Annotated in this window: 20 protein-coding genes; 5 read left to right on the top strand and 15 right to left on the bottom strand. The window is 62.4% G+C overall.

All coding sequences use genetic code 11. The features are described from left to right. Positions 1 to 98: 98 nt before the first annotated feature. Genes T5B8_RS01545 through T5B8_RS01535 form a run of 3 tightly spaced genes read right to left on the bottom strand, consistent with a single transcriptional unit; the run spans position 99 to position 4,256 of the window. The gene (locus T5B8_RS01545) at positions 99 to 812 is read right to left on the bottom strand and encodes a DUF3800 domain-containing protein (protein WP_353175612.1); all 714 of its coding nucleotides are present in this window, start codon (positions 810 to 812) and stop codon (positions 99 to 101) included. Then, a complete protein-coding gene (locus T5B8_RS01540; RefSeq protein WP_353175610.1) occupies positions 793 to 2,088 on the bottom strand; it encodes a restriction endonuclease subunit S in 1,296 nt (431 codons plus the stop codon). The genes T5B8_RS01545 and T5B8_RS01540 overlap by 20 nt, the downstream gene beginning before the upstream one ends. Then, on the bottom strand, positions 2,085 to 4,256 hold the full coding sequence (locus T5B8_RS01535) for a type I restriction-modification system subunit M (protein WP_353175609.1): 2,172 nt from the start codon (positions 4,254 to 4,256) through the stop codon (positions 2,085 to 2,087). The genes T5B8_RS01540 and T5B8_RS01535 overlap by 4 nt, the downstream gene beginning before the upstream one ends. 185 nt (positions 4,257 to 4,441) lie before the next feature. Between T5B8_RS01535 and T5B8_RS01530 the strand changes: the two genes are divergently transcribed. Continuing rightward, on the top strand, positions 4,442 to 4,714 hold the full coding sequence (locus tag T5B8_RS01530; RefSeq protein ID WP_353175607.1) for a hypothetical protein: 273 nt from the start codon (positions 4,442 to 4,444) through the stop codon (positions 4,712 to 4,714). 52 nt (positions 4,715 to 4,766) lie between these two features. After that, entirely contained in the window at positions 4,767 to 5,651 is an 885-nt protein-coding gene (locus T5B8_RS01525; RefSeq protein ID WP_353175606.1) for a GIY-YIG nuclease family protein, read from the top strand. 70 nt (positions 5,652 to 5,721) lie between these two features. On the opposite strand, the gene T5B8_RS01520 is transcribed toward T5B8_RS01525, so the two are convergent. From T5B8_RS01520 to dsbG, 8 genes are all read right to left on the bottom strand, one after another. Further along, on the bottom strand, positions 5,722 to 6,099 hold the full coding sequence (locus T5B8_RS01520; RefSeq protein ID WP_353175605.1) for a type II toxin-antitoxin system VapC family toxin: 378 nt from the start codon (positions 6,097 to 6,099) through the stop codon (positions 5,722 to 5,724). Then, complete coding sequence (locus tag T5B8_RS01515) at positions 6,096 to 6,293, bottom strand: type II toxin-antitoxin system VapB family antitoxin (protein WP_353175603.1); 198 nt, start codon at positions 6,291 to 6,293, stop codon at positions 6,096 to 6,098. Before T5B8_RS01515 ends, T5B8_RS01520 begins: the two co-directional genes overlap by 4 nt. A gap of 73 nt (positions 6,294 to 6,366) precedes the next feature. Continuing rightward, a complete protein-coding gene (locus T5B8_RS01510; protein WP_353175601.1) occupies positions 6,367 to 6,996 on the bottom strand; it encodes a LutC/YkgG family protein in 630 nt (209 codons plus the stop codon). 3 nt (positions 6,997 to 6,999) lie between these two features. Further along, complete coding sequence (locus T5B8_RS01505) at positions 7,000 to 7,716, bottom strand: class I SAM-dependent methyltransferase (protein ID WP_353175599.1); 717 nt, start codon at positions 7,714 to 7,716, stop codon at positions 7,000 to 7,002. 4 nt (positions 7,717 to 7,720) lie between these two features. Continuing rightward, positions 7,721 to 9,214 (bottom strand): lactate utilization protein B, encoded by a 1,494-nt coding sequence (locus tag T5B8_RS01500; protein ID WP_353175598.1) that lies wholly within the window; start codon positions 9,212 to 9,214, stop codon positions 7,721 to 7,723. Further along, positions 9,211 to 9,954 carry a (Fe-S)-binding protein gene (locus tag T5B8_RS01495; RefSeq protein WP_353175596.1) on the bottom strand — a complete coding sequence of 248 codons (744 nt, stop codon included), beginning with the start codon at positions 9,952 to 9,954 and terminating at the stop codon, positions 9,211 to 9,213. The genes T5B8_RS01500 and T5B8_RS01495 overlap by 4 nt, the downstream gene beginning before the upstream one ends. A gap of 197 nt (positions 9,955 to 10,151) precedes the next feature. Then, positions 10,152 to 12,824 carry a M16 family metallopeptidase gene (locus tag T5B8_RS01490; protein WP_353175594.1) on the bottom strand — a complete coding sequence of 891 codons (2,673 nt, stop codon included), beginning with the start codon at positions 12,822 to 12,824 and terminating at the stop codon, positions 10,152 to 10,154. A gap of 110 nt (positions 12,825 to 12,934) precedes the next feature. After that, a complete protein-coding gene (dsbG, locus tag T5B8_RS01485; RefSeq protein WP_353175592.1) occupies positions 12,935 to 13,711 on the bottom strand; it encodes a thiol:disulfide interchange protein DsbG in 777 nt (258 codons plus the stop codon). A gap of 232 nt (positions 13,712 to 13,943) precedes the next feature. Between dsbG and T5B8_RS01480 the strand changes: the two genes are divergently transcribed. Beyond that, on the top strand, positions 13,944 to 14,342 hold the full coding sequence (locus T5B8_RS01480) for a DUF4282 domain-containing protein (RefSeq protein WP_353175591.1): 399 nt from the start codon (positions 13,944 to 13,946) through the stop codon (positions 14,340 to 14,342). Positions 14,343 to 14,418: 76 nt separating this feature from the next. Here T5B8_RS01480 and T5B8_RS01475 read toward each other — a convergent pair whose 3' ends face one another. From T5B8_RS01475 to T5B8_RS01460, 4 genes are all read right to left on the bottom strand, one after another. Next, complete coding sequence (locus tag T5B8_RS01475) at positions 14,419 to 15,168, bottom strand: SDR family oxidoreductase (RefSeq protein WP_353175590.1); 750 nt, start codon at positions 15,166 to 15,168, stop codon at positions 14,419 to 14,421. A gap of 79 nt (positions 15,169 to 15,247) precedes the next feature. After that, entirely contained in the window at positions 15,248 to 15,973 is a 726-nt protein-coding gene (locus T5B8_RS01470) for a sulfite exporter TauE/SafE family protein (RefSeq protein WP_353175588.1), read from the bottom strand. Between the two features lie 186 nt (positions 15,974 to 16,159). After that, the gene (locus T5B8_RS01465; RefSeq protein ID WP_353175586.1) at positions 16,160 to 16,714 is read right to left on the bottom strand and encodes a cytochrome b; all 555 of its coding nucleotides are present in this window, start codon (positions 16,712 to 16,714) and stop codon (positions 16,160 to 16,162) included. A 207-nt stretch (positions 16,715 to 16,921) separates the two neighbouring features. After that, positions 16,922 to 17,917, bottom strand: coding sequence for a helix-turn-helix transcriptional regulator (locus T5B8_RS01460; protein ID WP_353175584.1), 996 nt, complete (start codon positions 17,915 to 17,917; stop codon positions 16,922 to 16,924). Positions 17,918 to 18,052: 135 nt separating this feature from the next. On the opposite strand from T5B8_RS01460, the gene T5B8_RS01455 reads away from it, so the two are divergent. Together T5B8_RS01455 and T5B8_RS01450 are read left to right on the top strand one after the other, a co-directional pair. Continuing rightward, positions 18,053 to 20,188 (top strand): TonB-dependent siderophore receptor, encoded by a 2,136-nt coding sequence (locus T5B8_RS01455; protein WP_353175582.1) that lies wholly within the window; start codon positions 18,053 to 18,055, stop codon positions 20,186 to 20,188. Beyond that, the gene (locus tag T5B8_RS01450; RefSeq protein WP_353175580.1) at positions 20,188 to 21,126 is read left to right on the top strand and encodes an alpha/beta hydrolase; all 939 of its coding nucleotides are present in this window, start codon (positions 20,188 to 20,190) and stop codon (positions 21,124 to 21,126) included. Before T5B8_RS01455 ends, T5B8_RS01450 begins: the two co-directional genes overlap by 1 nt. Positions 21,127 to 21,194 lie beyond the last annotated feature (68 nt).

Genomic DNA, 21,194 nt, shown 5'->3' with positions numbered 1-21,194 from the left:
GGCTTGATTCTGGCGCGTCTGCACCTTATATTTTTGTTAGCGACTAGAGGGCCGTTCCCAAAAGCGGCCTAACCCACGCGGTCTAGTCGTTCCGAGCATCAAGGCCAGTGCTGGATATGCATATCCGCACTGGCCTTTATCTTTTCCCATATCTCCCAGACCCTGGCATCGTGCCATTTTTCGGGCGCCTCGGCCTGTTGTAGATAACGCCCCGCCATATACACCACCACATCGGCCAGTTGCAGAAACCGGCTATGGTGCGATTGTGTGAAGTACACCGTATCCACGAGTCGCCCCAGCGGGCGGCCGTAGTGCATCGGCGTCTTGCCCGAGGTTTTGTACTCGGAGAAGTCGACCACTGAGCGAGCGACTTCGTCCTGCTCGTAGTCGCCGAAAGCAATACCCAGATCGTCAACCGAATCCAGATAGTCGCAGGCGCGTTCCAGAAACAGCATCAGCCCGAGCCGATATTCTGGCTCCGGATAGGTGTATTTGCTGCGATGACGATTTACGTCGATATGGATCAACTGGATCGGGATCGCGTTATCCACGAGGAATGTGGCCAGATAATCGAATAGCTGCACGCGTTCCGCCAGCTTGCGGCCCTTGAACGGGCCTTTGCCGTGGAACATCTCCTTGCCATGGAACTCGTTCTGGGTTGTCGGATGGCTGCTGCCAAAGAAATTCGACTGAATCTTGGTCAGCGTCTCATCGAGTTCCAGCACCTTCGCTTCGGGCACCAGCACGCCGCCAATCGTGAAAAACGGATTGGCTTCGCTGTATTTGTTTTCGTCAAAGTAAATTAGATGCATCGAATGATTCGGAGTTTCCTGTTACCGCGGTCGTCACGAGCGCGGTTCGATACTCCTGCAGGTTCTTAATAGATTTACCTATCGTTTCGGTAACCGTTTGATGGGTTTGCAATTTGCTATCTAGATATTTGGTTATCTCCAGCTGCTCGCCAATCGGCGGCAATAGACACTTTAGGTCTACGATCTTGCCTGCTTTAATACCCACGGCTGTTGAACCAGTGGCGCGACTAAGTAGATCTCGCTGAAATGGGCAAGAAAGCATCCAGTAGGCTAAATAGCTATTAGAAAGCTCACCTGAAGATGTAGCGAACTTAATTACGCGTTGAGCGAGCGCGATGTCTTCGTGATCGACGCACGCTACTTCGCCCAAAGGAGCTTCGGTTGTTAACAAGACTTCGGTTAGTTTGGGCTTTCCTCGCCGCATCGCGTGTTCGTAGTCTTCATCTGAAATGAACTCCTGGGAAATATCGTAGTCTATTTCGCCATTCTTAATGTTTTTGGCCGTTACGAGGAACTTTCCTGACGAAGATTTGGGCGGCGTAGCTCCTCTGTAATCGACTCTCGTCGTACATTTTGTTAGGCCTTTTAATCTCCAATGCGCTGGTATCGAACCTAACCAATCAATGCCAGATGGCTTGAAGGAAGCGTCGGGGTCTAGCCCTTTAGTAACAGACTGCGTAATCAGCGCTTGGCGTCTTTCGGCCAGCCGATCAAGAAGCACGCGCTTCTTTTCGATCAGCGCGTCGATGCGAGACGTTTTTTCGTCGAGGAACTGCGTGATCCGCCGCTGGTCTTGGACAGGCGGAAGAACGGGCGACCAGTTCTTCAAAAATGCTTCAGGCACGCGCTTTTGTCCGCCGGCGCCGAGCATTTCGGATTCGCCGCGCGAGCGGAACTCGTGCGACATGGTGAGGTAAAACAGAAACTTGGCGTCGAGCGCCGGGCCAGGCCGTAATACGTGCAGTTCCGTTGTACCGAAAGCGATGCCGTTGGTCAGGCCGTTTGCAAGTGCGCCTTTGCCATTCTCGAAACATGGAGTGATCTTCGCTACGCAGACATCACCATCGGCAAAATAGGTATATCCGTCGTAAACATCCGCAAGCGGTCTAATTTCGTCAAGGCGCAAGCCGCCCAGTATGCCGACCGCATCCATCGAGACGAAGGACACTTCGGTTTCGGGTGGCAGGTCTAGCTGTGACTTGACAGGGTTGGCCCGCATGTCAAAGCGAAGCCGTCTTTGGGTTGGGATGTCAGAAGGTGGCGCTTCGTCGTTCATGTCACCAAGCCATCGAGCAGACTCGAGATCTCGTCTTCCAGTTTCGTGATGTCGGCTTCGATTTCATCGAGCGGCCGCGGCGGCTTGTACACATAGAAATGCCGGTTGATCGGAATCTCGTAACCAACTTTCGTTTTTCCGTAATCCACCCAGGCGTCCGGTACGTGCGGCAAGACTTCGCGCGCCATGTAGGCGTCGATATCGCCCTTAAAGGCCTCGACTAGTTCGTCATTCGGCTTGTCCGGCCCGAAGCCCATCGGCAGCGGTAGCGTCGTGTCACGCGGCAGCGGAATGTTTTCGGTATCCCGGAGTTCGCTATCCGGCTCCGGACGCCCCTTGCCGTCGTGGCAGATTTCGGCGTCCGGATCGCGTTCGCCGAGCGCGCTGAAGATCGCTTTCTTGATCGGGGCGGCTAGTTTCACGTCGGCTTTTTGCGCTGCCTGTTTCAAGTCGTGCTCGAATACCGCGCGATCCATATATCGACCGTCTGCTTCGAGGCCAGTAAGGAGGGCGCGAATATCGGCCTGCAACGCTTCACCGGCGGCGATCTCCTGGGCTGCGGCGGCTTTATCCTTGCGTTTCTTGGATTGCGCCAGGTTGGCGAAGGCGGTCTGTTCGTCGAGCCGGGCGATGCGCTCGGGTGTGGCCTCGAAGTTCATTCGCAAAGGCCGTTCGACGGTGACCTTCAGAAAGCCGAATTCGTGGTTCTTGAATATCCGCGAGACGACGCGGTTTTCGGTTTCGCCGCCGATTATGACGTCGGCCGTTTCGCCGTCCTGATAGCGCCCATAGATGCGCGTAAGGTCGTCGATCTGGTCGTCGCCGATTTCGTGGCGCTTGTTGTTCAGGCTTTTCTTCATGCGCTGGAAAAAACGCGTGCCGTCGATGAGCTGTACCTCGCCACGGCGTTCTTCCGGCTTGCGGTTCGAGACCAGCCAAATATAGGTATAGATGCCGGTGTTGTAGAACAGCTGATCGGGCAGTGCGACGATCGCATCCAGCCAGTCGTTTTCGATGATCCAGCGGCGGATGTTGGACGGACCCGAGCCGGCATCGCCGGAGAACAACGGCGAGCCGTTGAATACGACCGCGATGCGCGAGCCTTCGCCGCCGTCCTTGGGCGCCGCGTGCATCTTCGAAATCATGTGCTGAAGAAACAGCAGCGAGCCGTCGTTAATCGGCGGCAGGCCCGCACCAAAGCGGCCGTTGAAGCCATGCGTCTTGTGCTCGCGTTCGACGCCGCTTTTCTGGTCTTTCCATTCCACGCCGAACGGCGGGTTGGCGAGCATGTAGTGGAATTGTTCGCCTTCAAAGCCGTCTTTGGTCTTGCCGTCGCCGAGCGTATCGCCGAGGACGATATTGCTTGTTTCCTCATCCTTGATGAGCATGTCGGCACAGCAGATCGCCCAGGATTCCGGGTTGTACTCCTGGCCGAAGAGCGCGAGGTTCGCGTCCTCGTTCTGGGCGTAGATGAATTTCTCGGATTCCGAGAGCATGCCGCCCGTACCGCAGGCAGGATCGTAGATGGTGCGATAGATGCCCGGCGTGTAGACGTCCTGCTCGCCGGTATACACGAGATTCGCCATGAGGCGGATAACTTCGCGCGGCGTAAAATGGTCGCCGGCTTCTTCGTTGGCCTGCTCGTTGAAGCGCATCACCAAGTGCTCGAACAGATAGCCCATTTGCAGGCTGTCGATGCGCTCTGGGTGCAGGTCGAGGGCCGCCATCTCTTTCACGATGGTGAACAGGCGATTGCTGTTGTCGAGCTTTTCGATCTGCTCGGTAAAACCGAACCGTTCGAAAATGTCGCGCGCGATCGGGGAGAAGCCGTTGATATAGGCGACCAGGTTCGACGCGATATTGTCCGGATCGCCGAGGAGCTTTTCGAAGGTATACGGGCTGATGTTGTAAAGCGCTTGTTTGCGCTTGGGGTCCGCCGCGCGCCCGAGCAGTTTAACCAGCGTATCGTGATCGTGATTCTGGCCCTTGAGTCGTTCGTGGGCGGCCAGTACGTGCGCTTTGCGCTCTTCTACAACGCAGTCGAGCCGTCGCAGCACCACCATCGGCAACATGACCAGCCGGTACTGCGGCGGCCGGTACGGGCCGCGTAGACGGTTCGCGATCTCCCAGATCGCGCTCTTGAGTTGATCGTGCGCCTGAATATTCAACCGCGGTGCCCTCGTATTGGGACGCAAATAACCGACCGCGCGTCTGCTACGCGGTTGGTCGCTAAAGAATGGTCGGCTAGTCTAGTAATCTGACGCATCGAGCGCGAGGCGCCAAACGTCTGAGGTCAGGATTATTTCGTGCGATCTGCGAATGAAGCCGCTCTGACGATCGATGTGTCGACTATTTGAGCGGTCTCAAAGCGCTGGCGGATGATGCGCTGTTCGCTGGCTTGAACAAAGCGTGGAGAGTGGAAAGGCTGTTCATGAATTCGACATGGCGAAAGATGAGCGGGTGTTGGAGGCTGGTGAAACACGAAATGGTTCGTCTGCGCGATGGCTTCGTGTCTCTGCTCGCTGAGCCCGTCGAAAAGATGTCGCCGTTCGACGTGCCCGGTGTGAAAACGAAAGCCTCTACGTCCGATATCCTGTCCGCGGTCAGCGATTCGCGCGCGCGTTGATAGGGGTTCGCGCTAGGCTGGGCATCGCCTCGTGCATCGATACCAGGACGCCATGACACAGTCGCGACCAACCTCAATCCGTATCTTTCTGGCCGACGGCACGCCGGACGGCCTGCGCGTGGTGGAAAAATCCAACTGGACCGGCTGGGCCGTCGTGGTGAGCCGCTCGGAGATCGGTCATGCGCTTGCGCGTGATGAGCTGCGACGGCCGGGTGTTTATGTACTCACCGGTCCAGCAGAGGACGGCACGCCACGTTTGTATGTGGGCGAGGCCGATGTGCTGGGCGAGCGGCTCAAGCAGCATGTGGCCGGCAAGGAGTTCTGGACCCGCGCGGTGGCATTCACCAGCACCAACGAGGGTTTGAACAAGGCGCATGTGCGTTATCTGGAATCCCGCCTGATTGAGCTGGCCAAGCGCGCCAATCAATGGGCGGTGGAAAATGGCACGACGCCGGGTGTGCCGCCGCTGTCCGAAGCCGATCGGGCCGATGCGGAATGGTTTCTGGACGAAATGCTGGTGATCTTCCCCGTGTTGGGTATTGATGCGTTCGAGTCCGCGGCTGGCCAGGCACGGGCGGAACCAACGCCCAGTCAGCCTGAGCCGGTGGCGCTGTACTTGAAGGAACGCGGCGCCCAGGCGCGTGGCCGCGAAGTGGCCGATGGGTTCGTCGTAATGGAAGGTTCGACCGCACGTATCGACGAAACTGGCTCGATCCACGAACACATGCGGGATTTGCGCCAGCAGTTGCAGGATCGCGGTGTGCTGGTGCGTGACGGCCAGGGGCTTCGATTCACCCAGGATTTTCGCTTCAATTCGCCTTCGCTGGCGGCCGGTGTGTTGGTTGGCGGCAGTGCGAATGGCCGTGTCTGCTGGAAGGATGAAAACGGGCGCACGCTGAAGGCGTTGCAAGAGGCGCGCGCAGAGGCCTCGATATGAATAGTTGGCCGCGCGTGTCGAACTCCCGGCGATAAGCGCGCTCAGGGCTGCGTTGAGTACGCAGCAGCGCTCACCAACCGCCAACCGGATCTATCGTAAGGTTCAGTTCGTCTGCCGTTCGCGCGAGGCGTTTGTCTCTCGTCCATAAGCAACCATTACCCATGAGTGCCGCCGCCGCGAGCAGGTGTACGTCCACGAAGCCGATGCCCCGGCCCATCAGCGCGTGCCGCTCAATGAAGTCGCGCGCTTCGGTGTGCGTGGCGACTGGTGCCGAGGGTAGTGCATCGAGCAGCGCGAATATTTCGCGGCGTGCCTTGAAGTGCCCGCAGGCCAGTTCGCCGAGCACCATCGGGTGGCTACAGATTTCGTTGCTGTTCAGACGCGAGGCCAGGGCCGCGTCGCCATGTCGAAAATGATCGATCCAGATTGAAGTATCGACAAGAATCACGCGGGTTCAGAGCGGCGGCGTGGCGGGTTATTCAATTGCGGTTCGCTGCCGCCGAGACGTGCCAGGCGCTGCGCACTTTCCCGTTGGATCAACGCCGAGAGCGCTTCGCGTACGAGTGCGGTGCGCTCTGAAAGGCCGGTCAGGCGTTGCGCCTCGGCGAGTAATGCATCATCGAGATTGATCGTCGTACGCATGAGCGACATCCATTCGGCAGATGGCTCAATCGTACATCATGCGGTGACGATTCGGATGCCGTGCCGCTCGGGCTCAGGCCGGTTTCGCTGACACTGGAATAATCGTCAAAGACCGCACCCCCTGCGCCCCGCGCACAAGCACGCCTTCGATATCCGCGGTGGCCGAGGGGCCGGTATGGAAGACGGTGTAGTTTGCGTTGACGAAATCGTCGCGTTGGTAGGCGCGGTGCAGGTTGGTGACGATTTCGGCCGGGTCGATCAAAACGACTAGATGCTGGGCGAGGTAGGCGATCGCGTTCACCGTGAGTTCGTCTTCGGTGAAGCACACGCTGCCGGTTTCGGCCACGCCGAAGCGTGCGCGCAGCACGGCGATGTCCACGTCGTGGACGCTGGCGGGGTCGTCGTTTTCGTTGATCGTTCGGTTGCCGGCGACTTCAGCCACGTTGGATACGATCACGGCGTCGGCGAACGGTTTGCCGAGCTTTTCGGCCAGCGCCTGCTGCATCGCGTCGTCGATGCCCTGGCCGTCGCTGAGCGCATGCCAGGTGCCGCCCATCGTGGTGAGGCGTTCGGCGAACAGGTCGACGAGGCCGGCGCGTTCCTGCGGGTAGTTATCGTCGTAGTTGGGCACCGTGGGCGCGGGGGCGTCGAGGCCGGGTTTGGGGCTGCGAACGGCGCCGAGGATGTCGTCGCGGCTGCTCATGGGTTAAAGCTCCGGGTCGTCGTCCAGCCGTCGGGTGGCGATGAGTATCAGCGAGGCCGGCAGATAGTGGTTGTCGTCGAGCGGTTCCTCAACCGCGGCCAGATGCCAGTCGCCGCTGTTGACGAGTTCCAGCCAGCGCCCGAGGGTTCGAAAATACCAGGGGGCGTCGTCCTGGAAGCCGCTGCCCAGGCAGGCACCGCTGGCACTGCGCCAGCCGTCGATATAGGGCCGGTCGCCGCAGGCGGTGAGCGGGTGTAGCGTCTGGATGACCAGCAGCCCGCCGGGCACCACCGCACGGGCCGCGCCGTCCAGGGCATCGTCCACGCTGTCTTCGCCGAGCAGGGAGAAATTGCAGACGGCCATATCGAAGGGTTCGTCGAACTCGGCGTCGGCCAGGTCTTCGTAGGCACAGACCTTGAGTTCGACGTTGGGGTTGACGCCCTTCTCGCGTGCGGCTTCGATGAGCTCGGGCACGGCATCGATGCCGGTGCAGGCGATGTCTTCGGCGGCCAGTGCGCGCAGCAGCCAGCCTTCGCCGCAGCCGATATCGAGCACGCGCTCGGGCTCGCAGGCGAGCACCGTATCCACGATGGCGCGGTCGGTGGTGCGGCGGCTGGCGATGCCGTGCTGATGAATGGAATGCACCCAGGCGGCGGCGTTGTCGTGCCATGCTTCCAGAATGGCGTTTTCGGCAGGCAATCTCTGGGTGTCGTGGGCCATGGCGTTAGTTCTCCGGGGTGTTGCGGCTTGCGCCATCCCGGTTGAGACGATGGCGCTTGTACCAGTCGTGGAAGGTGCCGTTGTCGGGCGGGCTGGGCATTTCGCGGCCCTCACCCCAGGCGTTCATGCGGTTGTAGATCGCCCAGCGCGGCAAATGCTTTAGCGCGGAGTTGGTGGTCTTGATGGCGGCCCGATAGCCCTTCGGGCTGGCCAGTACCTTGCCGGCCGCGGCGAGCCCGGTTTTCTTCGTCCACGGCAGGTGGCCGTTCTCGGCCAGCACCTGGCGCCAGCCGAATATCTGTTCGTGGATATTGATCTTGACCGGGCACACATTCGTGCAGCTGCCGTTGAGCGTGGAGGCAAACGGCAGATTGGAATAGCGGTGGGCGTCGAAGGTGGGGTTGAGGATCAGCCCCAGCGGGCCGGCATAGGTCGCGCCGTAGCTCAGCCCGCCGGAACGCCGGTACACCGGGCAGGTGTTCATGCAGGCGCCGCAGCGGATGCACTTGAGCGACGACCAGAACTTCTCCATGCCCAGCCGCTTGGAGCGGCCGTTGTCGACCAGCACAACATGCATCTCGCCGCCCTGCTTGGGGCCGCGAAAATGCGAGGTGTACTGGGTAATGGGCGAGCCCAGGGCCGAGCGCGACAGCAGACGAATGAACACGCCCATGTCTTCCACGCGCGGCACGAGTTTTTCGATGCCGATAGAGGCCACGTGCAGGTTGGGCACGTTGGCCGACAGATCGGCGTTGCCTTCGTTGGTACAGACCACGAAGCCGCCGGTTTCGGCTACGGCGAAGTTGGCCCCGGTCATGCCGGCATCGGCGTCGAGGATCAGCGGGCGGGTGGCATCGCGCTGGGCGCCGGCCAGATAGTGGGCATCGTCGTTCTCGGGATCGGAGCCGAGCTTGTCGGCGAACAGGCGCGCCACGTCCGAACGCATCTTGTGTACGGGCGGCACCACGATATGGCTGGGGTCCTCGCCGTCGAGCTGCTGGATGCGCTCGCCCAGATCGGTTTCCACGATCTCGATGCCCACGCCGTCCATGTAATGCCGAAAGCCGCACTCTTCCATGAGCATGGACTTCGCCTTGATCACGCTCTTCACGCCGTGATCGGTGAAGATCTCGTGGATGATGCGGTTGTGCTCGGCGCCGTCTTTCGCCCAGTGCACGTGAATGCCGTTGGCCTTGGCGTTGGCTTCGAACTGCTCGAGATAGGTGTCGAGGTGGGTGAGCGTATGCGTTTTGATGTCGCTTGCCAGCTGGCGCAGCTCTTCCCACTCCTCGATCGTATGGGCCTGCTTGTCGCGCTTGGTGCGCATGGCCCATACGCGGGTGTCGTGCGATTTGGCGTGTTCCGGTGCGTTCAGAAACTGCTTGGCCGAGCGTGCATGGTCCACGCGCTTGCCGTCGGCGGCCTTCGCCGGGCGTGGCTGGGGTTCGGGTGTGGCGCGTGCCATGGTGGCCGCGGGATTGGGTTCGTTGCCGCTCATTGGCTTGCCCCGTTGAGAATTTCGGCGATGTGCTTGAAGCGGATCGGCGCGCCGATGCGGGCGGCACAGCCGGACTGGTGCATCAGACAGGATGAATCGGCGGAGACGATGTATTCGGCGCCGTTACGGCCGTGATCGGCGATCTTGTCCTGGCCCATCCGGGTAGAGACTTCCGGCTCGGTCACCGAAAAGGTGCCGCCAAAGCCGCAGCATTCGTCCGGGCGGTCGATGGAGACCAGCTCGATGCCGGCGACCTTTTCCAGCAGAGCCCGCGGCTTGGAGAAATACTCGCCGTGCAGTTCGCTGGGCTTGCCGTGGCCGAGGTTGCGCAGCGTGTTGCAGGAGTCGTGATAGCCCACGCGATGCTCGAAACGCGCCCAGGGAAAGGCCTCCACCTTGAGCACGTCGTGCAGGAATTCCACCAGTTCGAGCGTGTTTTCGCGCACGTGTTTTACCTCGGGCGTTTGCTCGATGGCGGTGAGGTTGTCGCGGATCTGGTGCACGCAGGAACCGGAGGGCGCGACGATCAGGTCGTATTTCGCGAAGTTCTTAACGAACAGCGCTTCGGTGGCCCGTGCTTCGTCGTGGCAGCCCGAGTTGACCATCGGCTGGCCGCAGCAGGTCTGGTCGAACGGGTAATCGACATCGCAATCGAAGCGTTCCAGCAGTTCCAGCGTGGCCACACCCACGCCGGGATAGAAGGCATCGATGAAACAGGGGACGAACAGTCCGATTCGCATGCACTCTCCGAAAGGTCGTGAGCGGGTAAGTCCCGAGGCTGGCGGTACTGGCCTCAGTCTAACGTGACCACCGCCGTACTGCCGGGCGTGGTCGCTGGCGTATACATATGGCAGCACGGATGATACCCAAACTGCGCCGCACAAGCCGGCAACCGCGATTCGTCTTCGGTTGCCGAGGCTTTAAAAAAACGGGCTTGTTACGACTTCGGCGCCGGCCCCTGAATGACGTGTACCAGCGCGTCGGGGCGTATCCAGCGTTTGAAGGCGGCCTGCACGGCTTTCGCATCCAGCGACTGATAGGCCTGGGCGGCGCGATAGGGTTCATCCAGCGGCACGCCCTGTTCGATACGCGAGAGCAGGCCCATGCCGATGGCATTCGCGCCAGCTTCGCCCAGCGGCACCTGGCGGATAAGCCCGGCGCGCGCGCGGTGCAATTCGGTGGCCGAGACCGGCGCCTTGGCCATATCGGCCAGCGCATCGGCAATCAGCCGATTGGCTTCGGCGACCTTGTCCGGCTGGCTGCCGTATTCGAACGCCAGCTGGCTGCGCGTGCGGTCGGCGTGCAGGCCGGAATGAATGTAGTACACCAGGCCCCGCTCGGCCCGCAGTTCGCGATAGAGCCGGCTGGCATAAAAGCCGCCGGTAAGTACCTGGTTGCCCAGCTCGAGGGCGTGATAGGCCGTATCGCTGGGATGCAGATCGAGCGTTTCGGCCAGCTGTACCGTGTCCTGCACACGCGCGCTGTCGGGCACGTGGATGGTCGCGGCCTTGTTGGCGGGCACTGGCGGCAAATCCACATTCGGTGTGTCGCCCTTGGCCTGCCAGGCGCCGAAACGGTGTTCGACGGCCTTGCGAACCTGGGCCGGGTCCACATCGCCGACCACCACCAGCGTGGTCAGATCGGGCCGGAAGGTCTTTTGGTAGTAATCGGTGACATCGCCATACGAAAGGCTGTTCACCGATTGCGGCGTGGCATGGCGCAGGCTCGGGTCCTTTTTCGGATAGAGCGCGCCCTTGAGGGCCTGGCCGGCAGCGAAATCCGGACTGGCGATCTGGCCGGCCACCGCGCCGGCGGTCTGGGCCTGGACGACCTTGAACGCATCCTTGGGCAGGGCCGGGGTGAGTTCGTTTTCGGCCAGCAGTTCCAGGCCACGGTCGAAATGCTGCGGCAGTACGGTCAGCGAGAAATTGGTGCCGGCGCTGGCCTGGGCGCCGATATCATCCAGCGCGGCTTCATAGGCCAGGCGATCGTGTTTGTCCGTGCCGTAATCGAGCAGACTGGACAGCACGGCGTCCACGCCTTCCTTGCCGGCCGGCGTCTGCAGGTCGGGTTCGTTACGAATCCGGCCGTAGACATGCACGGCATGGGTGGCCGCGGTCGGTACCACGATCAGGCGCATGCCGTTGGCCAGCGTGCTTTGTTGCGGCGAGACGCGGGGCGTCGGCGTTTCGATCGTGGCCAGGGGTTTGGCGGCCCAGTCGGGCAGTTTCACGTCAGCCGCATGGCTGGGCGCGAAGGATTCGCCGCCGCCGAAACCACCGCCGGACGAGGGCGCGCCCGAGCCTTCGGGGGTGAGTATGGTCAGCACGCTCTGGTCGGGGGCAAGCATCTGCCGGGCGATACGGTTGACCGCCTTGGCATCCACGCCGCGAATCGCGGCCAGTTCGGCATCCGGCGAGGCCAGGCCCTGGATCGCCACGGCCTGCGACCATTGCCGTGCCAGGCCGGGGATGGAGTCGCGCTCGGCCGCGTTTTCGGTGGCCAGCCCACGTTTGGCGGCTTCGACCTGTTCGGCGCTGACCCCGTTCCTGGCGATATCGGCAAGAATCTTTTGCATCTGCTTGGCCAGCGCATCGCTGTCGGCGCCCTTGGGGAAGGCCGCAGCGGCATAGCCAATACCGGCGTCGCGCAGACCATCCAGGGCGAACTGGGTGCCCAGGCTCTTGCCGGTGGGCACCAGCTGGCTATACAGCGCGCCGCGCGGATTGTTGAGAATCGCGGCGAGCACGCGCGCGGCGGCATAGTCCTGCGGCTGGTTCGTGCCCGGGGTGCGAAATGCCAGATAGGCCAGACCATAGCCGGCATCGGTGGCCATCCGGATGGGCTTGGCGTCGACCGGGGATAAATCCACGGGCGCCGTGTCGGGTACGTCGTGCGACGGAATATCGCCGAACAGCCGGCGTACGGTGGCCAGTGTTTGCTTGGCGTCGATATCGCCGGTGACGATCAGCGTGGCATTGGACGGCGTATACCAGCGCTCGTGAAAGGCCTTGAGCATGGCGCCGGTGGTCTTGTCGAACGAGGCCTTGGTGCCGAGTGCGTCGTGGGCGTAGGGCGTGCCCGCGAACAGTTGTTGGCGCAGGCGGGTATAGGCGACATAGTCCGGGCTGGACAGATCGCGGGCGACTTCCTGTTCGATCGCCCCGCGCTCTTTTTCCCAGGCGCTTTGTTCGTCGGCCACCGAGCGCATGCGATCGGCGTGCAGGTGCAGTGCTACGTCGAGATACTGCGCGGGTACGGTGAAGTAGTAGCGGGTGACTTCATCCTGGGTATCGGCATTGAAATGGCCGCCCATGGCCGCGGCGATCGCCGAAATCTGTGCGGCCGACAGATCGTCCGTGCCGCGAAACATCATGTGTTCCTGTGCATGGGCCATGCCCGGAAAGCCGTCCGGCGCGTCGCGCGAGCCGACGTCGTAATTCATCATCGTGGTGACTGTCGGCGCGAGCCGATCGGGCACCACGATCACCTGCAGGCCGTTGTCGAGCGTAGCCCGGCGTACGGCATTGTCCTGCGCGGCGGGCGCGGCCATTGCGGGCGCGACGACCGCAAAAAGACACAGGAGCAGCAGTTGGCGTACATGCGGCATGGGACCCTCGTTCTTTATGCTGGCAGTTGGTTGCAGGCTACAGACAACCGTTTGCCGCGAGAGTGCCGCTCGTGCGTCGGAAACCCGCTGGGTAGCCGCGGGTTTTCAGGCTACTTTTTCGGGCCGAGGATGTCTTCGCGCAGCGCGCCCTGGGGTACGCCCTGCTTGATCCCGATCTTGCCGTCGCTATTGCGATAGACCAGCCCGGGCGTGCCCTGGATGCCCAGTGACGACATCAGCATGTTGTTCGCCGCGACCTGCTGGCGCAGCTCGCCCGGCATGTCGTCCAACGGCTCGATACCGCCGCGGCTGTAGTTGTCTTCGTGGCGCGCCAGGGCGGCGCTGGGATCATCCGCGCCCAGAATTGCGGCGGCCTTGCCAGTGCTGCTGGGCTTGAGAATGCCCACCGGGATATGGCGCAACTGCACCGTGCCGGCTTCTACCCAGGGCCGGGCGATTTCGTAGAACTTGTGGCAATAGGGGCAGTTCGGGTCGGTGAACACGTAGATCACGCGCTTGGCGTCGTCGTCGCCGTCGGCGACCCAGTTGGCATCTTCGAGGGCCGGCCAGGCGCTCTGGATATCGGGCTGGGTGATGGTGGCGTCGAGGATGTCCTGGCTGAGGTTGTTGCCCTCGGCATCCAGCATCGGACCGATGATCACGTGGTTGCCATCGGGGGTGAGATACAGCGTGAGCGGGCGATTGCCGGCACGGGCGGCATAGCCGGTCATGCCGCCGGGGGCGTCGAAGGCTTCGACGATGGTCACGCCCTTGTCCTGGATATTGCGAATCGGGGCCGGCCATTGCTGGGCAGCCGCGGCAAGCGCCAACGGCAATGTGGCCAGCAGCAGGCCGACGGCGACTACGGGGCGGGCAAGGCGTCGCATGAAAGCTCCTCAACGAATGGGTGGCCAGCTGGCCGCGCGGTCAGTCTAGCTGATCGATTGCGGGGACGGGGCGAACAGCGAGCCGTCAAGTTTGCTGCGATGCAACAAACAGGGCTAGCATCGGTCTCATACGCATGCGTGCGGCCACCGCACGCGGCACGAGGTTTGGGGCCTGTCGTCACGGGCAATGCAATGGCTTATCTCGCGACGACAGGCCCTAGCAAGGAAGGTTATGAAACGACTTCACGAAATGCGCAACGATGGGGGCAGCCTGCTATCCGGGCTGTTCGATCGCCAGTTCACCACGGTGATCACCACCCAGATGGTGCCCACCATCTATACGCTCGGCCAGCTTTTGTCGGGGCTGGCGACCGTGTACGTGATCTTCTGGGCGTTTCAACAGTCCTGGGTCAGCGGGCTGGTATGGCTGTGTCTGCTGGGCCCGGCGATGTTCGTGGCGCTGGTGGTGAGTATTCGCGTGCTGCTGGAGTTCGTGCTCACCGTGTTCCGGATTGCCTTCTTTCTGGAGGCGCTGGGCGGGCAGATCGAAAGCATTGCCGGCCAGGCCGAAGATATTCACCAGGATCTGCCGCGGATACGCTTCTGGCGCAAGGCCACGCGTAGTAAATAGGCTGGCAGAACCCGGCGCCACGGGCAGGTACGTGCCCGCGACACCGGGTCCGCTCACGGGACGCGTAGGCGCGCGCTCAGACGCCGCCGTCCACGTCCAGAAACGCGCCGGTGGTGAATTTGGCTTCAGCGAGATAGAGAATCGCCTCGGCGATATCCTCCGGCTGACCGACCCGGCCGAGCGGAATCGACGATTTCGCCTGCTCCGGCTTGTCCGGCAGGCCCCCGCTGGCATGGATTTCGGTATCCACCACGCCCGGGCGTACCGCGTTCACACGGATCTGATCGGCCGCGACTTCCTTGGCCAGGCCTTCGGTGAGCGTATCGATCGCGCCCTTGGAGGCGCCGTAGTCGATGTACGTGCCGGCACCGCCGCCACCCGCGGCATGGCTGGCCGCCGACGATACGTTGACGATCGCACCGCCCGGGCCACCGTAGGACGTGCCCATGCGACGGATCGCCTCGCGTGCACACAAGAACGGGCCCACCACGTTCACCGACATCATCCGCGCCACGCGCTCGGCGGACATGTCGGCCACCTTCGACGGCTGATCGACGATACCGGCGTTGTTCACGAGCGCGGTGATCCGCCCCAGTTCGTCATCGACAGTGGCGAACAGGCGCACCACGTCCTGTTCGTTGGCGACGTCGGCCTGAATGGCGATGGCCTTGCCACCGTCTTTCTCGATCGCCTTGACGATCGCATCCGCGGCCTCCTGATTGCTGTGGTAGTTCACCGCCACGGCATAGCCGTATTTGGCCGCCATCAGACAGGTGGCCGCACCGATGCCCCGGCTGCCGCCGGTGACGAGCATGACTTTATCCATGATTTTCACGCTGAAAGAGAACGATGACCACAGGGTAACGCCTGGCCCCAATGCGGTGCGTTACACGCGAAAGAATCAGTCACCCACGCAGGAACATGAGCACGGTCATGATCGAGCCGATGACCACGATACCGATTCGGTGCCAGCGCGGGGCGATACGATAGCCAAACGCCGCGCCGATCCAGCCGCCGAGCATGGCGCCGCTGGCCATGAGCGCTGCCAGCGGCCAGTCGATAAGTCCGAAAATCGCATACACCGATACCGAGATCGTGGTCAGCGTGGCCGACATGACGGCCTTCATCGCTACCGATGTCAGCAGGCGTGTCTGGCCCAGCAGCCCGAGCAGGGCGATCACGATAATGCCGACACCGCCGTTGAAATAGCCGCCATAGGTACAGGCGATATAGAGCGCGATGGCCGCCACCGGCGTGCTGGCTTCGCGCTCGGCCATGCGTTGCTTGAGCCAGGGGGCGGCCGCGAAAATGAGCGTGGCCACGCCCATCAGCCAGGGCACGATGGCCGAAAACGCGCGATCGCCGGTGAGCAACAAAAGCGACGCGCCCGTCACACCGCCGGCGGCAGCAATTGCCACCATCGCCAGCAGCGACAATGTGGCTGGCGGTGCGACATCGCGACGAAAGCGAAACAGCGTGGTCGCATAGCCCGGCAGCACGGCCGTTGCGCTGGTGGCATTGGCCACGGTGGGGGGCAAGCCGTGAAACAGCAGGGCCGGCAGGGTGATGAAGCTGCCGCCGCCAGCCAGCGCATTGATTGCGCCGGCCGCGAGTGCGGCAACGAAAAGCATCGCGATATCCAAGATCGTCTCCATCCCCGGGGACCAGCTGCGGCATTATCGACGCAACCGGCATCCGGCATCCAGGCAGTGGCCGCGATCGCCCGCGCGCATCGCCCGCCCGACTGGCGGGCGCTACAAACGCGCGCCGCTTGATCCGCCAGTCAGCGGCCGACCGATCGGTACAGCCGGCTTCGCTTACAGCCGGTCGTCGCCCTTGGTCATGCGTGCGATAAGATTCTGCTGAAAACCCTGGGTATGCACGAAGGCCATGACGATATGGCCGCCGATCAGGGCGAACAGAATCCAGCCCAGCAAGCCGTGCCACTGGTTACCCAGATTCGACATCCATTCGATCTTGTTTTCCATGCCGGCAAAGATCTCCACGCCGAACGCGGAAAAGCCGTGGGTACTGCCATAGGCCCGGATGATGGCGACGACTGGCACCGCGATCAGCAAGGAATACATCGCGACGTGCCCCAGCGCGGCCGTGCGTTCCAGCGCACCCGTGTGCGCGGGCCGCCGGGAGAGATTGATCAGCCCCCAAAGGCCGCGCAGGAAAGCCAGGATCAGAATCAGCAGACCGTTGGAGAAATGCAGGCTGAAGAAGAAATCGGTGATCGGTGTATCGTCGAAAAAATAATGCAACGCCGCCGAGATCACCTGCCAGACCAGAAGCAGCGCCATCGTCCAGTGAAAGAACCGGCTGACCAGTCCATAGCCGTGGGCGTGATCCATGACTCGAGTATCCATGCGCAAGCCCCCTATTGGCGTACCGATTGTGTTGTCGCAATGTCGGTTGTCGGGCGTCCGATTACGTTCGCAATCAGTCAGATGCTGGCGCGACCGGTACGTTTCAACCCGTAATTTTCGACCAGCCTAGCGCAATCGACGGAGCAAAGCGTTAGTCGTGCGTTGGAATAATGTTACCGGTCGCCCGCGGTCAACCGCGGCAGGGGATTATGGTGTCGGCGCGGCGCCCCGCCGAGAACGTTCACTCGGCGCGATGCCATAGACGCGACGATAGGCGGTCGCAAAGTTTGCAGCGCTGCTGTAACCGGCCAGTTCGGCGGCATGGGCCACGCTGGCGCCCTCTTCGCGCAGTGCGCGATCGGCCGCCTGCAGCCGCCGGGCGCGCATGAATTTCTGCACGCTCATGCCGTAGCAGATACGAAAATGGCGCTGCAGGCTGCTGCGGCTCATGCCGGCTTCGCGTGCCAGCGCATCCACGCTGAGCAAAGCGGATGGCGGCCGATCCACCAGTTCGCGCATGCGTCGGAGCCGGCGGGTGTCGATCGGCTTGGGCGGCGCGTCGGTGGTCGGGCTGTCGAGCAACACCGGCAGCGCGTCGGCGACCAGGGTCAGTGCCAGACTTTCACAGTGCAGGCGGTGCGCCAGGCCGACGCTTTCCGAGGCCATCAGCGATTGCGCACTGGCGATCAGTGCGGCCCCCGGTTGCCAGGGCTGCAAGGTCAGATGCGGGGTCTCGATCAGGCGCGCGCCGCTACGCGATGCGTCGTGGTCGGCCAGGCGGGCGCGCAGCCAGGCGTAGGGCACGGTCAGGGTCAGGCTTTGCTCATGGGTGTTCGCCCGTGCGCGCCGTTCGAAAGCGGTGGTTTCGTGCAGATGCAGCGCGTAGGCACAGGGGCCATCGGCTGCGAGCGGCAGGGCACGCCCGCCGAAACGTACGTCGACTTCGCCATCGAGCACGATGATCAGCTTCAGCCCGGGCCGCAGCTGCGCACGTGCGCACATGTCCTGGCGATTGCGCACGCTGGCATGGCGCAGCACCAGCCCGCCGGTCAGGGTTTCGACGCCGAAACGCCCGTCCAGCGGCGGCGAGGCATCGGTAACCCGGGTTTCGTAGTTGGAGCCGAGATGGGCGGAAAGACGCTCCAGATGCGCAGTGTCGATGAAGCGGGCCGAATCGGGCGCGGCGGTCGAATGCAAAGACATTTGAGCGTTTCGCAAAGGTTTAGGGTGCGGGGGTCTGGAATAATGCGCAGCTCGAGTTGCAAATGCAAAAGATTCGCATTTGCAAAGGGGTGTTTTTAGACGCCGGTTGGGCCGCGCGTTGTTTTGGGGAAATACATGAACCGCTGTATCGATACACGGCCGTCGCTTCGTGCGCGTTGTTTACTGGGCGTGGTGACGCTGGCCGCCGTGATGCCCGCCTGGGCGCAAAGTGACGCCTCCACCGACGATGCGCCGCTGGCGCTGGAGATGGTCACGGTCGAAGGTAATCAGCTCTATGACATGCAGCCGTCGGAACAGACCGGCGGCTATGCGGTGGACGCAGCGACCGTGGGGACCAAGACGCCGGCCGCGCTCAAGGATATTCCGCAGTCGATCAGCGTGATCACGCGCGAGTCCATCGACGATCGCAATGTGGATACGCTCGACGAACTGGCTCGGCGCACGCCGGGCCTGCGTGTGCTCACCAACGATGCCGGGCGTTCGTCGATCTTTTCGCGCGGCTATGAATACGACGAGTTCAATATCGATGGCCTGCCCGCGCCCATGGCCAGTATCAACGGCACGCTGCCCAGCCTCGCGGCTTTTGATCGCGTCGAGGTCATGCGCGGGCCCTCGGGGCTGTTCAACAGCACCAGCGAACTCGGCGGTATCGTCAATCTCGTGCGCAAGCGCCCCACCGAGGATTTTCAGGGCCATGTCACCGGTCGCTATGGCAGCTTCAACCAGTATTATCTGGAAGGCGATGTCGGTGGCCCGCTCACCGACGACGGCCGCCTGCGCGGGCGCGCGGTAATCGCCGACAGCGATACCGATGGCTTTGTCGATCACAACGACAACAACGCCCAGACCTTCTACGGCACGCTCGAATACGCGATCGACCCGGACACGATGGTGGCAGTGGCCTATCTGCGCCAGGAACGCGATATCACCGTCAACAACGGCCTGGCCACCGATGCCGATGGCGATCTGCTCGACGTGGCCCGTTCGACGTTTTTCGGCGCCGACTGGAACGATTTCACCTCCACGACCGACGATTTTCTGTTCGAACTGACCCACCGGTTCGCCTCTGGCGGCTTCGGGCGTGTCGCGGCGCGCTATTCGAACCGTAATGCCGACTACAACTATGCCTTCGGCGGCAGCGCGCTGGCTGATGACGGCAGCATCGGCGTATCTGGTACGGGCGGCGATATCGACCAGAACACGCTCTCGATGGACGCCAGCTACAGCCAGCCGTTCGACACCTTCGGCAATGTCAGCGAATTCGTTGCCGGCAGCGATTACAAGCATTACGACACCGACACCATTCGCGGGCGCGCGCGTCTGGGCCGTACCAATGCCGACGATTTCGCCGATCTGGCCTATGTGGATGTGCTCGAAAGCGGCTCGGTGTCGGATACCACGCAAAAGCTCGAGGAAATCGGGCTGTATTCGAAGCTGACGTTTCGTCCGATCAAGCGCCTGGCCCTGATCGGCGGCGCACGCGTGAGCGATTACAAGGTAGAACTCACCGATAACGACAGCGGCACCACCGGCACGCGCGACGACAATGGCAAGCTCACCCCCTATGCCGGGCTGGTGCTCGACGTGGATCGCCACCACGCGCTCTATGCCAGCTATTCCAAGGTGTTCAAGCCGCAGACCGCCTACGACGCGAATAACGAGCTCATCGAACCGCGCGAGGGCACGCAATACGAAACGGGCGTGAAAGGCGTCTATTTCAACGGCGATCTCAACGCCCGCGCCAGCCTGTTTCGGATGTACGATCGCAACTACGCGGCCGGCGTGCCCGGTGAGAACTACAACGCCGCGATTGGCGAGCGGCGTATCCAGGGGGTGGAATTCGAAATCGATGGTTCGCCGATCGAGCAGCTGGATATCATTGCCGGCTATACCTATCTCGATACCGAAGTCGAGCGTGGCGATCCGGAGGCGACCTTCGTGCTCATGCCCGATCACATGTTCAATCTGTGGACGAAATACGCCTTCGATTCCGGCGTGCTCGACCGGGTGAGTATCGGCGCCGGGGTGACCGCACTCAGCGACTTCAGCTCGACCCAGGGTGTCGAAGCGCCGGGTTATGCGGTGGTCGATGCCATGGTCGGCTATCGTTTTACCGACAGACTTTCCGGGGCGCTCAATGTGAACAACATCCTCGACAAGAAGTACTACAACCGGGTCGGCAGTACCGGCACCTTCAACTTCTACGGCGAGCCTACGAGCGTGGTCGGTTCGCTGCGCTACGACTTCTAGTGCCCACGAATGCCACCATCGGATCGCGCAGGCGGCGCCTGGCCGCCGCTTGTGTGCTCTGGGCGGTGAGCGGGCTGAACGCAGTCACGGCCCAGCCCGCTCACCACGACGAGCCCCATCCACAGGCCGCGGCTGCGTTGCAGCATGTGCAGGTCGCGGATCCCGCCAGCGGCCGGGTCTACGAACTGCTGTTGTCGCAGCCGGACAAGCCGGCCCCGGCTGCGGGTTATGCGGTCGTTTATCTGTTTGACGGCAATCGCAGCGCGCCCAAGGCATTGGCCTGGCTGCGTGCACACGATCTGGCCGATCGCGTGCTCGTGGTGGGGGTGGGCTATCCGGATACCGCGGATTTCGATGTAGCGCGCCGCTACCAGGATCTCACCCCCACGGCGGCGCCCGACCATCCGGGCAGTGGCCAGGCGGGCGCGTTTCTGGATTTCATCGAAACGCAGGTCAAACCGCGTATCGCACGCCGCTATCGTATCGACCCGGCCCGCGCCGCGTTGTTCGGCCATTCGCTGGGCGGGCTGACCGTGCTCTATGCGCTAACCCGCAATCCGGCGCGTTATTCGGCCTACTTCGCCGCCAGCCCGTCGCTTTGGTGGCACGAGGGCGATCTGATCGCACCGCTACGACAGCGAGCCCGGCGTGACGATTGCGGAGCCGGCCAGCGCCGGGATGTGGTGATCACGGTCGGGCGTGAAGAACAGCCGCTGGATCAAACGCCGACCGACCCGCCCGAGCGGCGCGCCAAGCTCGCGCGCCGCCGAATGGTGGATAACGCCGCCACCGCGGCCGACATTCTGGGCGGCTGCGCGGCCTTCGATATCGACTACCAGATATTGCCCGGTGCCGATCATGGCGCGGCCCTGCCGGCCGGGCTGTATCACGCGTTGGCACACTGGATGGACAAGGACAGCGCTGCGCCCATGCCCTGAGCGCGCGCGTGCCGGCCTGTGGCGGTGGCCGGGTAAAGCCAACGCTTGTATTCGGCCGTTGTCGTACG

The sequence above is a fragment of the Salinisphaera sp. T5B8 genome, from assembly GCF_040361255.1.
Classification (GTDB): Bacteria; Pseudomonadota; Gammaproteobacteria; order Nevskiales; family Salinisphaeraceae; genus Salinisphaera.
The sequence above is the reverse complement of the archived record's forward strand: the minus strand, read 5'-3'. Positions and strand labels throughout refer to the sequence as shown.